We start from the raw sequence: 14,187 nt of genomic DNA, 5'->3' as shown, positions 1-14,187 counted from the left end.
ACTTACCTCTTAAGATGTCCTGAAAAAGCCTGCTGACTTAACTTAGAGAAGAGGGCGTCGCTATCAATATCGCCTGACGCCATTTTATTTAAGCTATTATTGATTATTGATACAATCGAATGAAAATTAGCCATAAGTTCGTCGGGTGGAATTAGAACTTCAAAATTTTTAAGTTCAACAGGAGATATATGTGGCACCGTTGTTTCTGTCGGGCAGCAATGCTTTTCGAAAGCTGGCGATTTAATACAACTGTAAATATAGTTTGTGTAAGATTCGCAACGAGGTCGTAACCTAGCTACACGCTGAACTAAGTACGTTTCTCGCTGATTTTCAGGGAATATGCATACTTTTAACCCGCTTGATATCCACGGACGGTCCATAGCAAGGATAATATCACCCGCCTTAATTAAATAATTATCTAGCTTTTCTAGTTTATTTTTTGGCCAGAATTTTGTATCAGCCCAATCTAAATACCCCGTAAGTGTATTTGCCCCTCTGCAAAGCCGTACTGATTCTGGTGCATCACTAATGTACTCATTACTTTTGAATGCAAATCCGGTAATGACCTCTGCCAATTCAGTAATGGGAGCTTTTTTTAGTTTTTTTGGATTTTCAACAGGATCGCCAAACATATTCAAAAACGTAGTACGCAAAAAATCGTTAGCCAGTTTCATGGCTTGCTCGCGTTTTTGACGTAGGCTATCAGCCTTATCAAGAATATCCGCGATACGTTTCTGTTCTTCAAAAGGAGGCAACGGGATTTCAAAATTTTCTACAACTTTTTTAGATACTTCTTTGAAAGTTGCACCATTACCTAATAGCTCCAATTGTGGCACAAATTTCTTAATACAATGATATAAATATTTATTGTGAACATTTCGCCCAGGAATTAAACTTTTAAAACCCTGATTTGTACAAAGTTCAATACCAGCAATAGCTACATTTCCTATTGGTGCTCGTGATGTGAGTAGAATCGTTCCTACAGGTAACATATATGTTGCAGCAGCTTTATACCCTGTTTTAGTTATATATTCCGGTGCCTCGTAAATATAAGGTTCACTAAGATTTGACACATCTTTTGGCGTTATCCACGGAATATCACCGCCCCAGTAGGATACGATGTTACGTTTAGGTGTTGCACCTCCCACAACTTCACAGCAATCTTTAAGCTTCACCATCTGCCAGCTCACAGCATCCCCTCCAGCTCATCCAAATCCGCCAGAATCTCTTTCTCTAGGTCCCTCAGCCGCTTCAGTATCACCTTCGGATCTTCATACTCCTCGGCCTGATACACCACCTCTTTATAGCGATTGATAGAGAGGTCGTATTTCTGTGCGGCAATATCAGCTTTCGGCACCACAAACGCCGCCTGAGTGCGATCTTTAAAATCAACGCCAGCATCAATCCCTTCCGGTTGATGTTGTTTCAGCAACGAGGCTAATTTCTCGCCCATAAAGTTATCAACCGGCAGCCCGCGCAAAGTACGGTAATGCTTCCAGCTTGCCAATAGGTGCGGCAGATCGTTGTCTTTTACCGGGTTACGTTTGTCATCCAGACTGTAGCCGTCATTTCGTAGATCGTAGAACCAGACCTCATCCGTCTGACCGCCTTTGGTAAAGATCAGGATCGCCGTCGCCACACCGGCATAAGGCTTAAATACACCGGAAGGCAGATTGATCACCGCTTCCAGTTGGTTATCTTCCACCAGCGTTTTACGCAGGGACTGGTGCGCCTTACTGGAGCCAAACAGCACCCCCTGAGGCACGATAGTGGCACTGCGTCCGCCCACTTTCAGCATTTGCAGAATTCGCGCCAGGAACAGCAACTCAGTTTTCTTGGTTTTCACCATCGCCGACAGCGTGGAGTCGATATCTTCCTCATCCAGTGAACCGGTAAACGGCGGGTTCGCCAGAATCAGGTTGAAAGCGTTTTTACTGGCCTGTGGGAAATTAGTGCTGAAGCTCTGGCTCATGGTGTCCTGATAATGAATATCCGGCGCTTCCACTCCGTGCATAATCAGGTTCATGGCGGCGATACGCAACATGGTGGTATCAAAGTCGTAACCGTGGAACATATTGTTATCGACATGCACACGCCACGGCGTCAGCAGATCGCCGGTAAAGATTTTTTGCTCTTCTAATTCGCCGCGTTCGTTAGTGCCAATCTCGGTATGAATGGACTCAAGAGAACTGTACTTCTCCAGCAAATATTCATAGCTGGTCGCCAGAAAACCACCGGTGCCACAGGCTGGATCGCAAATTGTCTCACCGCGCGCCGGATTCGGCTCCATCATTTCAACCATCGCGCGGATAATGTGGCGTGGCGTGCGGAACTGACCGTTGATCCCAGCGGTTGTTAGCTTGCTTAACAGATATTCGTAGAGATCGCCTTTGGTGTCACCACGATCCAGTGGCAGGTTTTTGATCACCTCCACTGCTTTAGTCAATAGCGAAGGTTTAACGATCTCCAGACGAGCATCTTTCATAAAGTTGCCCAGCAGCGTCACCTTCGACGCATCGGCTTGGCCGAGTTGACGGAAATGCTGGAATACGCCATCGCGCACTACTTCCATCATCTCATCCGAGCCAAGGTTACTATAGTGACTGAAACGGAACTCCTGCTGTTCTGGCGTAAAGCGCGGTTTAAAATCAATACCCGCGATTTGCTTACGCTTCTCGTCTCGTTGTTCCTGGGTATCCAGCATCCGGGAGTACATCAGGTAGGTGATTTGTTCGATTACGGTCAGCGGGTTAGTGATACCGCCTACCCAGAAATCTTCCCACAGGCCGTCGATTTTACTTTTTAAGTCACCGGTGATCATTGTTAACGTCTATATCCTGTTATAAATACAAAAGCCCCGCTGCCGGGGCTTGTCACGTGCGTATTATACCGTCGCTGCGTCGGTCACAACACCCAACTCTTCGACTATCTTTTGCAACCGGGCGATCTGCTCTATGTCGGGGAACACGCCGGTAACGCCTTCGTTGTGGATATGGGTAAACGGCTGTTCAAAGAGCTGCCGCATTTCAATTGTGCCGTAATCACGTATATGGTTTTTCAGCAATGACAGGAAGCGCAGTTGCTGGCTGGTCAGGCTGTTGTCAGCGGCGAACTGGGCAAAGCGCACTTCCACTGCGTCGCTGTCCATCCCGATGATGGTACGCAAAAGTTTATCCAGGCTAGCTGTTGCCTGCGGATAGAACTCTTTCAGTGCCCGGATATCAACGTTCGGATTCTGGATCAGCACCAGCTTCGCCAGTTCATCCAGCTCGGCTTGCGTGACCGGCTCGCCGTTGCGGATTTTCTTCAGCACCGGGTTTTGCTGGAACAGCGGCTCCAGCGCTCCCTGAACCTGCTGTCGATAGAGTTTGAAATCAATCGAGCGGATATTGGTTTTACGGGTTTCCGTCTGGATCAGGTTCGCATCTTCGGTAATATCCACCTGTATCGAACCAAATTTCGGCGTAGCATCTTTCTCCATCAGGTGCATGATGCCGCGCAGGTGAATGCGGATATCTTCCAGTTCTTCAAGACTGGCCTGCTTCCACCAGCCTAAATCACGAAGCTGATTAATCCGCTGTCCCTGCTGTTGCACCTGAGCCAGATGCGGCGGCAGGCGATCGGCCTTTTCTACTATTACCGGCCAGAGTACGTCCAGCTCTTCCGGGTTGGTATAACGGGCGGTTTGCGCCGCCAGAATATCCATATCGAAGCGCATGGCATCGCTTTGCCCGCGTACGTCCAACCACTGCATTAACGGGGCCAGGACAGAGAGCAAATCCTGCTGTGTTTTCGGGGAAAGCTGGCGCAGCACTTTTTCATCGCTGTACTGCGCTTTTTGCTGCCACTTTTCCTGTACGGCAATCGACTTTTCATCCAGTGCGTTGATCTGCTCACGAAGCTGGTGAGCGACTAAATCCACCGCCTGTTTGTCGAACTTACGCTGAGCAGCGGTCCCTAGCGTGATCCATGCCTCGAAGCGTTTTTGCGCCAGCGATTTTGTCGCTGTGACTTCGGCCTCTTCGGTATGCAGCTCGTGATACTCAAAATTGCCCCAGTGATCGAAGATACGGAATTTTTGTTTATCCAGCGGTTTGCCGTTGTCATCGTTGCCGTACAGCCCTGAGCAAAGACGCGTACCACGGCCAATCATCTGCCAGAACTTCACTTTCGATTTGACCGGCTTGGCAAAGACCAGATTCACAATTTCCGGGACATCAATGCCGGTATCGAGCATGTCAACAGAGATAGCGATGGTCAGCTCTTTGTTGGTGCTTTCATCCAGCCCTTTAAAATCATCAATCAGTTGCTCGGCACGGGGGTCGTAGTTGTCAATAACCTGGCAGAAGCGTCCGGCAAACTGCGGGTACATGTCGTCGAACAATTCATTCAACAGCAGTGCGTGTTTGTGGTTACGGGCGAAAATGATGGTTTTACCTGGCAGTTGGCCGTCTCGATCTTTCAGGCCATTTTCCATCAGGTTACGTAGGATATAGCGGTTGGTGTCTTTGTTATAGATCGCCTCATCCAGCGCCTTACCATCAAATTCCAGCGTATTGGGATCGATACCCTGTTCTTCCAGTTCGCGGATTTGTGCGTCGCTTAACTTCTCCCGTTTGATGCCTTCGCGCAGGAATTCCGTGGTGTGCGTAACAACCTCATAGGGAACCAGATTGTTATCGGCGATGGCATCTTCCAGGCTGTAGTTGGCGGTAGGGATACGTCCTTCACAACCAAACAGGCCGAAAGTGGTTTTACTCACCATGTCGATCGGCGTGGCCGTCAGGCCAATCTGGAGGGCATCAAAATACTTAAACAGGTCGCCGTAGACGTTGTAGATAGAGCGGTGGGATTCATCGGCGATAATCAGATCGAAATAACCGACATCAAAATGGTCCATGATTTTCATCATGCCGGGATAAGTGGCAATGTAGATCCTGGCGTTCTGCCTGTCTGCTTTTTTCGATTTCCCGACCACATACAGCGGCTCATTGGTGAACTGATTGAAGGCATTCGCCGCCTGTTTGCGCAGCTCTTTACGGTCGCAAAGGAACAGAACACGTTTTACCCAACGGGCATCAATCATCAGTTTGCTTAGCGCAATTGCCACGCGGGTTTTACCTGTACCAGTGGCCTGAACAATTAACGATTGCCGGTACTTGTTGGTAAACCGTTCGCTGACGCGGGCAATGGTTTCAAGCTGATACAAACGTCCGGCAACGGCCTTACCTTCGTTATCTTTAACATGCGGCACACTGTTCAGCGGCAGACGGGTTTCACGCTGCTGAATAAGATATTGCAGGCTTTCCTTGCTGTAGAAGCCGAATACTCGACGCGGAGGATAACCATGAGTTTTATGCTCGTCCCACAGCCAGATATCGTAGCCGTTGGTGTAGAAGATGACCGGACGCTGACCATATTCTTTCTCCAGCCAGTCCGCATACAACCGGGCCTGAATTCTCCCCTGCTCGGCGTTGACGCTGGTTTTTTTTGCTTCCACTACCGCCAGCGGTTTGTGCGCCTCATCCCACAAGACATAATCCGCATAACCGTCGCCAGTTGTAGTAGGTTGTTCTTTAACCGGGTGTTCCTGCGTAACCTGATCGGTATTCTTAAGTTCTTCACCTACATTCCAGTCAGCAGCAAGCAGGCGAGAATCAATCAGACGGCGGCGGGTTTCCGCTTCATCAATAGAGAGGATATCGGCAACATGCTGGTTACGCGCCCTGGCTTCGTTCAGGCGCTGAGTGAGGTGTTCGGCCTTTTCCTGCTCCTGCTGTAGTGCGCGTTGTAACGCCAGTTCGCGCTCACGGCTTTCATCTTGAGCCCTGATTGCATCTTCCAGACGTTTTTCATCTGCACGACCTGAAGATTGTGTTAACGGAGGAAGAGAAAATTTGGGGCAATTATCAACATTACCATGGGCATAACGAACATAGAGCCAAACTCCCAGTAAATACGCTTCCTTGAGCAGCCAATAGGTATCTTTAGCTTTAATACGTCCACCGTGTGCGGCGCGGTTGCCATGGATACGCAGTGCATCCATTTTCATGATGATGGCTTCTGGCATCATGCTGGTGAAGACATCGGCGTTCATTAAATCATACAGATTTGCTTTGATGCCTTCAGGCAGCCGTTCCTGGCGGTATAACCAACGTACCATCAATTCAGTGTAGTTGCGTAGCTTGACCAGACAGCTTTCCGGATCGGAGTGAACATATCGTTCCGCCATACACGCGAGTTCTGCCAGTTCCGGCCACTGGCTGCGCAACATTTCAAAATTGAGAGACTGCTCCATCAATCATCGCCTTATGTCGTGGATACAACAGGAGTTGTGGAAAGGATATCACACTAATTTGGCTGACAAAGTGAGCCCAGATTTATTCACTAAACAACATTACTGTTGAATGTTGTCTCATGGTACTGCACTGGCAGCAATGATACAGAAGGCGCAGATGAAAGCATACGTTTCGTACTGTTAACATTTACCTGAAACTCAAATACCTGCGAGCCTTTCTATGTGTTTGTGGAACAAGCGATTGAACGGTTCGGTACTAATTTTCAGAAATAGTGCCCATCGCTTTACGAGGCCTCCCTGACATTGGACGTTGTGGGACTTCATTGCATCCGTATGAACAGAGCCCCTCTTTTTGCTCTTCTTTTGTCAGATAGCTCAATACTCGACGAATATTTAGAATGCTGGCGGGTTCATTATAACGCACGGGAATATTGATATCGGCTTTATAAGGTTCTTTAAACTGGCATATATTAAAATAGCCCTCCTGTTGGGTTAACTGCTTCCAGAATTCTCCTGCCTGCTGTGCAAAAGGATAGGATCTTTGCGTTTGATGCCCATCCAGCCAGTATGCAGCATGTGCATGGAAGCCATGAACGGCTGTCCATTCAATGACCCAGAAATAGCCCACAATAGCAGCTTTTTGCATCATTTTATTCATCAATAATCGCAGGTCACGCTCAAGTGCATGATGATCTTGATGTAAGTAGCGAGGGGTATCCTTTTTATAAAAGAAGTCTAGGCGTAATGTTAGTAAACAAGAATATCTGGCTACCATTGCATCGATATGATTATCCAGAATTACTGAAAGAAACCAGTCTGGATTCCATAATGGGTTATATTGGTGACTATTATTCATAGGTTAGACCTGTTTTTTAAAACGTTGTTAGATGATGGGGGAGTGCAGATAAAATATCTTCAGTGTACGTGATAAGGGTAAGTACGATACGTAATTATGTTTAGTGAATAGATTGGATAGATATTAAATGTAAGTCTGGGGAGAGTATTAATTATACTAAAAAACCCAAATTAATTTATTTGATACAATTCTAAATTCAGCTAATTTTTCTATGTAATCTGTGTTATTTGAAATGGATGTTTAATTGATTTTTGCATGTTTCATTCGTAACTAAGATTTAAGGTCTTTTCTAAAGATTAATAATTACTGTCCTCTTGAATTTTTAATCTGTTCTGTCATCCAGGCTTCGACTTCACTTTTTAGCCAACGAGAACTTCGGCCAAGTTTAATTGGTGCTGGGAACGCATTTTCAGAAATTAATCTATAGAACCATTTGTCGGTCATATTGGTGTAGGCAGTGATAAATGCCATGTCGACGAGCTGATCATTCAATACTGATTTTGAATCCAGGATTTTAGTTAATGGCAAAGTCGTTTGGCTGGTCATAGCGATGCTCCCGTATGGTGGTGTTGAGTTGGGAGAGAGCCTGTTGTCGATGGGAGAGTAACGGGCATCTATCTCATACTATGAGCTCGGAAGTAGAAAGTTACATCTGCCTGAATCATACAGCCCATTGATGTCACTTTTAGCATGATGCGCCCATTGATATGCCTGAAAATTCTTTCGAAAAATGCGTATAGTGTTTGCCGATGATTACGACAGTAAAAAATCATAACGGCATAGTTATTTTTTAGATTTTAGCCATCTATTGTGGGCTTATTCTCATAATTAGCATTACATTAAACTCACTAGTTGACTCCAGTAAAAATACAATTTAAATACGTAGTATAGTGTTTTTAAATACAGGTGTTTATAATGAATAAGAATGATAAGGATAGTCATTTAGGTGCTTTTGGAGAATTATTCTCTATTGAATTATCACAGAAAGAAATGGTTTCGACTGAGCAGCCGCCCACTTCTGTCAATCCTGAAAATAACAAGGAAGGCTCTTTATTGCAGGCATCAGAGGTGAAGCAACTTCCTGGCGATGATAGTAAGCACGAGTGCGCAGATGTAGATCTTTCTCCTGCTACTCTGGTGTCCGAAATAAATCAAACTGACCCTGCGATAGAACGTGTGATGCGGCAGGTATTGGCTCAGGAAGATACTCCCCCTAAAAAGCAAGTCTTAAATGGAGGTGAAGATCCCTACCTTCGTGATGTTGATTTTAGGTGGTTAAAAGGAGATGCCAATGAGCGAGCCATTTTCTGGTTTTGGATATATATCCGCACTGCATCAAATAGCCGTCTCAATTTGCCAGAATTAAAGTTGCAAAATGGCTGGGATTCAGAGGATCATTGTTTATATTCTTTTTTTAGACTTCCGGATAATCCCGTCAGCTCCGCTGAAAGGAGTCGGTTAATTATTACCTTCTTCAATAAACTCTCGGGTTTCTTCAATCCTATCCAAATTAAAGAGTCATTCGAACATATTCGTAGTATCTGGCTTCACTTGATTAGCCCTGTTCGACAATTTAAATGGTTAAAGAAAAAAGACTCTGAGGGTATTGAATGGGCGTGGGATTATTTATTAAAAAGGAAGGATGTCAATGATAACATCCTTTTTTGGTTTAAGCCCGCAGATGCAAATGAGAAATATATTGCAATCATGGGGGCAATTGATTGCTGGGTTATACGGGGGAATAAAATTGATTGTCAGGATAAAAAATTACTTCTGGATAACATGAAAAAAGCGTTTCAGCAGCGCGGGCGACGAGATAAAAAGAAAAGCTTCAATCTTAATACTGAAATTTCTATAAAAACCCGTAGAGAGCTTAAAGAGCTGGTTAAATTGCATGGTGTTAATATAAATAAATTTATTGAAAGGCTGATTGATGATGAATATGGGAAATATAAAGGCAATCCTAATGAATATAAAATATCTTTATTAAAGAAAAAACAATAACTCCACTAATTTTCATGCCTATATTACTTATGTGAATAGCCGGTTGATTTCCTTCCGGCTTTGCTTTTCACAGGAGTAAAACATGTCCCAAGCCCCCGAATCGCAGGATACCAGTGATATCCTGCGTGCCTGCCTTAATTTCTTACCCCAACAAACGACCGAACGTATTCTTTCCCGCCTGCAACACGCCATCAACTACGAGCCCGTGATTGGCATTATGGGCAAAAGCGGGGCGGGTAAGAGCTCGCTTTGCAACGCCCTGTTTCAACAACCGGTATGCCTGACCAGCGATTTGCTGGGCTGTACCCGTGAACCTCAGCGGATAGTGCTCACCGTGGGCGAGCGCAGCATGACACTGGTGGATTTGCCTGGAGTTGGCGAGACACCGGAATACGATGCGGAATATTCGGCGCTGTATCAGAAGTTGCTGACGGAGCTGGATTTGATTATCTGGGTCCTGCGTGCTGATGATCGTGCGCGGGCGGTGGATATTGTCACGCACCGGTCACTACTTGCTTATGGCGCGGATGCTTCCCGTTTCCTGTTTGTCATCAGCCAGGCAGATCGCATTCCTCCGTTGCCAGAACCTGCCGGTCAGGCTGTTCCTTCAACTGAGCAGTGCCTTTCACTTGCGGTTATCAGTTCGCAGATTGCTGGTCAGTTGCCGTCCTCTTTCCCGGTGATGGCTGTTTCAGCACATACCGGCTACAACCTGCATGCTCTGGTGGAACTGATGATACACGCGTTACCTGTACAGGCCAGTAGCGCTTTTTATTGCCAGTTAAAGCCAGAAAATCATACGGAGGAGAGTGATGTCGCTGTACGTCAGCGTTTTGGTGAAATAGCCGGTTCGGCTTTTGATACGGTGATCACTTCTGAGCGTCTGCCTTCTGGCTGGAGCTTGTTGCTGAGGAGGCTGCGGGAAAAACTGGTACAGCTTGCATCGGAATTATGGGAGAGGATTTTTGGCTGAACCGGACAGACTCAGCCACGGACAGATGTAAACCCGTTACTTTTTATACCTTACGGATAAGGTTCGTTTTACGTAGTTCTTACCGATTTCATAGTCCGGGTTCCATGTCGCCAGATTATGCACACCGATTGCGGCGGCGCTTACCGCTCCCAGAAGTGCTGTTGGTGACCACAGGGAGCCTGCCACCGCAGTGCTTCTGTATTCGGTGTATACACGGCAGGTTAATTTCTTCTGCTGATGTTCAATCGCGTACCCCTCTCTTTCTTTGAATCTATAAATGTCCCTGGGCATGCGCCTTAGGGTCAAACGTTGCACTTTTTCAGGGCAGTGTATGTCAGAAAAGAATATATCGATCTGTATAAACGATCAATAATAAGAAATTGATCGTTATTATCTATCAATAATAACTTTCGATATCCATGAATTGATCGTCTTAACCTATCAAAAAGTAAGGATATCCTAGCTCGTTTCGCGCCGTTTCCTGCTCCTTTGACAGATGTTGACTGATTAATAACTTATGCAGTGGTTCTTTCCCGACCGCTGCTGCCAATCCACAGGTGATTTATGAAAACCAGAACAATAATTGCTCTTTTTCTCTCCGCCGCCTCTGTCTCTGCGCAAGCAGGCAACTGGATGGTGAAAAACGGATGGTGCCAGACCATGACGGAAGACGGTCAGGCGCTGGTTATGCTGAAAAAAGACACTATTGGTATCTTCGGCCAGTTGCAGGGTTGCCCCAACGGTCAGCAGGAACTGATGGGAAGCCGTATCAGTATTAACGGGAATTTGATCCCCACCTCTCAGATGTGTAATCAACAGACAGGCTATAAAGCTGTTGAAATCGAAGGCGGACAGGCACCCGCCGCAGCCAGGAAAGCCATTGAATCAATTGCCGCTCAGGATAATTCCAGCGTGCAGGTCTTTGGCACACAAATGAAATTTACCCGTGGTGATATGCTCCAGGTTTGTCCGAAATATGTCAACGCTCTTACAGGCGCATCAGCAGATGCCACCGGGAACAAGCCGCTGAAAGTCAACAAAGGTTCGGTAATGAAAGCGGCCAGACAGGCGTACACGAAAGAATATGACCGTGAAACGGCAGACGCCGCTGATTTTGGCAGCTATGAAGTGAAGGGAAATACGGTGGTATATGAAGTCTACAATGCCGCTTACCGCACCTACGATAAAATCGTTGTTACTGTAGGATCTGATGGTAACGCCACCGATGCAAAGGTGGAGTACATGGGGCAATAACCCCCTGGTATTGTTTCTGACTCAGTCATAAAGGCCGTGCCTCCATCGGGAAGCATGGCCTTTTTGTTTTTATGCCGCCTCACTCATTGCATCACCTGTCACAAGAGTAGGCAGAAATGACTTCTCACCGCGTTTTAACCCCCCTGATTTAACGACTCATCATCACGCCAGCCCTGACCGGCTGGCTTTTTTATTTTCGGAGTGATTAATCATGAATACTGCAATTACTGACGCCACCTTATTGTCAGACACTATTTTCGCCACGCCTGTCGCAGATGAACAGCGCCCCGGCTTCTGGCCGCAGCATTTTGCCGCTATTCCACAGTGGATATTACTGGAGCCGCGTATCTTTGCGTGGATGGACCGTTTCTGTGCGGATTACAGCGGCGGAATCTGGAATTTTTACACGCTCAGTAACGACGGCGCTTTTATGGTGCCGGATACTGACAGCGATGTGCAATGGCAACTCTTTAACAGCATGAACGGCAATAACACGCAAATGAGTGCAGAGGCCGCCGGAATTGCCGTCTGTCTTATCGAGTACAGCCATCATGCCTGCCGTACCGGATGCGATGCCATGACAGCGCACTTTTATCGTCTGCGTGAGTATGCTCTGCACCATCAGGAATGCTCCGCCATCATGCGCATTATTGACTGAGGAATAGGTATGACTTTCAACTTATCACTACCGCAGGAACTACCGCTGACAACCCGGCGTACTGTTCAGCGTGCTCTGGCGCTGCTTGAACACCATCTGCGCGAACCAGGCGCATCATTCACGTCCACAACGGTTGTCCGGGATTGGCTGCGTCTGAAAATGACCGGGCTGGAGCGCGAAATGTTTCTTGTGCTGTATCTTAACCAGCAAAATCAGCTAATTACTCACGAAACCCTGTTTACCGGCACTATCAACAGCACGGAAGTGCATCCCCGCGAAGTGGTGAAATCAGCCCTTCGCCATAATGCAGCCGCCGTGCTTTTTGCCCACAACCATCCCTCCGGTGAAGCTGAGCCCAGCCAGGCCGACAGACAGATTACCGCCAGACTGGTAAAGGCGCTGTCGCTGGTAGAAATCCGGGTGCTGGATCACTGCATAGTCGGAGGCATGACAGTGGTTTCATTTGCCGAACGTGGCTGGTTATGAAGGAGAGCAAAAGATGCCACTGACTGATGCCATACAGTGGGGATTAAAGCGAAGTTTCACACCGAATTTTGGCGCAAGGCTGGTACAGGAAGGCAACCGACTGCACTACCTGGCTGACCGGGCCAATATCACCGGTAAATTTGGTGACGCCGAATGTCTGAAGCTGGAAGAAGCATTCCCGCATTTTATCCGCCAGATGGAACTGATGCTGAGCACTGGCGAACTTAATCCCCGTCATGCGCACAGCGTCACTCTCTACCACAACGCTTTCACCTGTGAAGCCGATACTCTCGGTAGTTGTGGTTACGTCTACATCGTTATTTATCCCACTCAACGTTAAACCTTTTTCACACGCGAGAAAAAATGAAAACCTTACCTGCAACAATTCAGCGGGCGGCTAAGCCGCGCCCGTCTCCCGTGACGGTCTGGCAGATGCTGCTTACCCGTCTGCTGGAGCAACATTATGGCCTTACCCTGAATGACACGCCGTTCAGCGATGAAACCGTTATTCAGAAACATATCAACGCAGGCATCACACTGGTTGATGCCGTTAATTTTCTGGTGGAAAAGTACGAACTGGTACGTATCGATCGCAGAGGGTTTAACTGTCAGGAACAGTCACCTTATCTGGGCGCAGTGGATATTTTGCGGGCGCGGCAGGCAACCGGCCTGTTACGGCAAAGACATCTTCCTTCGATACGCTGAATCTTGCGAGCCGTCTTCCCGATTTACATCACCAATCTTTTTTCCTTATTAACTCATTGCATAATGCGCCTGCCATTCCCGGCGGGCGTGTTTGCTTTTTACGGACAAAATACCATGCAAGCAGAAGCTGAAATTTTAACCGATCATAATGAGCTGATTTGCTCCACCAGTATTGAACGCATCGTCACAGGACGTAATGCTGCGTTGAAACAGATTGAGGCGCTGATTTGTCAGCTAGATGACGTTTCCCGACTCACTTCAGAAATTGGCGGCGACATAGCGAGTCATTGGGCGATGCGGCAGGGCCATGCTTTCGACTGCTGGCTGGTGCAACCTGTAGATAAAGCGATGCCTGTCATCACCCGCAATATCGACCGCAGCATCTGGCGCGATCTGATGCTGAAGTCCGGGATGTTAACGTTGATGGATGCTGAAGCCCGCAGTCAGTGGGCGAAGAACCTGGAGGAGGGCGATCTTCCGGCCATCAGTGAAGCCAATATCCTGAGTACCTTTGAGCAGTTGCACCATAACAAGCAGGACGTTTTTGAGCGCGGGATAATTAATTTATTCAAGGGATTGAGCTGGGACTACAAAACCAATAATCCTTGTTACTTCGGCAAGAAGATTATCGTCAACAATCTGGTGAAGCATGACAGATGGGGCTACAGCCTGAACTGGGGCTGGCGACGCGATCAGCTCGCCGATCTGGAGAGGATGCTGTACCTACTTGACGGGAAGACCATTCCCGATAACCGGCATGATATCTCTATCCGGTTTATGGACTTTGTGCGCGACAACCCGCATCAGCAGGTCTTCGAGGATGAGCTGTTCACCATTCGCTACTTTCAGAAGGGCAGCGGGCATATCACGTTTAATCGTCTGGATCTGGTGGAGAAGATGAATGACATTGTGGCGAAGTACTATCCAGGGATGTTGCCTGCCAAATGAGAAAT

13 protein-coding genes are annotated in these 14,187 nt (G+C 47.1%); 8 read left to right on the top strand and 5 right to left on the bottom strand.

Annotation, left to right across the window (positions count from 1 at the left end):
• Window positions 1-2: 2 nt before the first annotated feature.
• From AC534G_RS21930 to AC534G_RS21910, 5 genes are all read right to left on the bottom strand, one after another.
• On the bottom strand, window positions 3-1,190 hold the full coding sequence (locus tag AC534G_RS21930; RefSeq protein ID WP_216422475.1) for a restriction endonuclease subunit S: 1,188 nt from the start codon (window positions 1,188-1,190) through the stop codon (window positions 3-5).
• Window positions 1,187-2,821, bottom strand: a complete 1,635-nt coding sequence (locus AC534G_RS21925; protein ID WP_216422476.1) for a type I restriction-modification system subunit M — start codon at window positions 2,819-2,821, stop codon at window positions 1,187-1,189. Before AC534G_RS21925 ends, AC534G_RS21930 begins: the two co-directional genes overlap by 4 nt.
• A 63-nt stretch (window positions 2,822-2,884) precedes the next feature.
• On the bottom strand, window positions 2,885-6,298 hold the full coding sequence (locus AC534G_RS21920; protein ID WP_216422477.1) for a DEAD/DEAH box helicase family protein: 3,414 nt from the start codon (window positions 6,296-6,298) through the stop codon (window positions 2,885-2,887).
• Between the two features lie 256 nt (window positions 6,299-6,554).
• On the bottom strand, window positions 6,555-7,154 hold the full coding sequence (locus tag AC534G_RS21915; RefSeq protein WP_240726112.1) for a YagK/YfjJ domain-containing protein: 600 nt from the start codon (window positions 7,152-7,154) through the stop codon (window positions 6,555-6,557).
• 303 nt (window positions 7,155-7,457) lie between these two features.
• Window positions 7,458-7,700, bottom strand: a complete 243-nt coding sequence (locus AC534G_RS21910; RefSeq protein ID WP_040190205.1) for a helix-turn-helix transcriptional regulator — start codon at window positions 7,698-7,700, stop codon at window positions 7,458-7,460.
• 369 nt (window positions 7,701-8,069) lie between these two features.
• On the opposite strand from AC534G_RS21910, the gene AC534G_RS21905 reads away from it, so the two are divergent.
• The 8 genes from AC534G_RS21905 to AC534G_RS21870 all read left to right on the top strand — a co-directional run bounded on the left by AC534G_RS21905 (window position 8,070) and on the right by AC534G_RS21870 (window position 14,182).
• Window positions 8,070-9,158 (top strand): hypothetical protein, encoded by a 1,089-nt coding sequence (locus AC534G_RS21905; RefSeq protein ID WP_216422887.1) that lies wholly within the window; start codon window positions 8,070-8,072, stop codon window positions 9,156-9,158.
• 82 nt (window positions 9,159-9,240) lie between these two features.
• The gene (locus AC534G_RS21900; protein ID WP_019725276.1) at window positions 9,241-10,131 is read left to right on the top strand and encodes a GTPase family protein; all 891 of its coding nucleotides are present in this window, start codon (window positions 9,241-9,243) and stop codon (window positions 10,129-10,131) included.
• Between the two features lie 564 nt (window positions 10,132-10,695).
• Window positions 10,696-11,385, top strand: a complete 690-nt coding sequence (locus tag AC534G_RS21895; RefSeq protein ID WP_009309812.1) for a hypothetical protein — start codon at window positions 10,696-10,698, stop codon at window positions 11,383-11,385.
• Between the two features lie 211 nt (window positions 11,386-11,596).
• On the top strand, window positions 11,597-12,043 hold the full coding sequence (locus AC534G_RS21890) for an antirestriction protein (RefSeq protein ID WP_025987722.1): 447 nt from the start codon (window positions 11,597-11,599) through the stop codon (window positions 12,041-12,043).
• Window positions 12,044-12,052: 9 nt separating this feature from the next.
• Window positions 12,053-12,529: a RadC family protein gene (gene radC / locus AC534G_RS21885; protein WP_019725273.1), complete on the top strand. Its 477-nt coding sequence runs from the start codon at window positions 12,053-12,055 to the stop codon at window positions 12,527-12,529.
• A 13-nt stretch (window positions 12,530-12,542) separates the two neighbouring features.
• On the top strand, window positions 12,543-12,869 hold the full coding sequence (locus tag AC534G_RS21880) for a type IV toxin-antitoxin system YeeU family antitoxin (protein WP_019725272.1): 327 nt from the start codon (window positions 12,543-12,545) through the stop codon (window positions 12,867-12,869).
• 23 nt (window positions 12,870-12,892) lie between these two features.
• Window positions 12,893-13,234 (top strand): TA system toxin CbtA family protein, encoded by a 342-nt coding sequence (locus AC534G_RS21875; protein ID WP_216422548.1) that lies wholly within the window; start codon window positions 12,893-12,895, stop codon window positions 13,232-13,234.
• Between the two features lie 114 nt (window positions 13,235-13,348).
• A complete protein-coding gene (locus AC534G_RS21870) occupies window positions 13,349-14,182 on the top strand; it encodes a DUF4942 domain-containing protein (protein ID WP_025987720.1) in 834 nt (277 codons plus the stop codon).
• Window positions 14,183-14,187 lie beyond the last annotated feature (5 nt).

It is taken from the genome of Citrobacter sp. CRE-46 (assembly GCF_059615875.1).
This window is presented reverse-complemented; position numbering and strand designations above follow the sequence as displayed.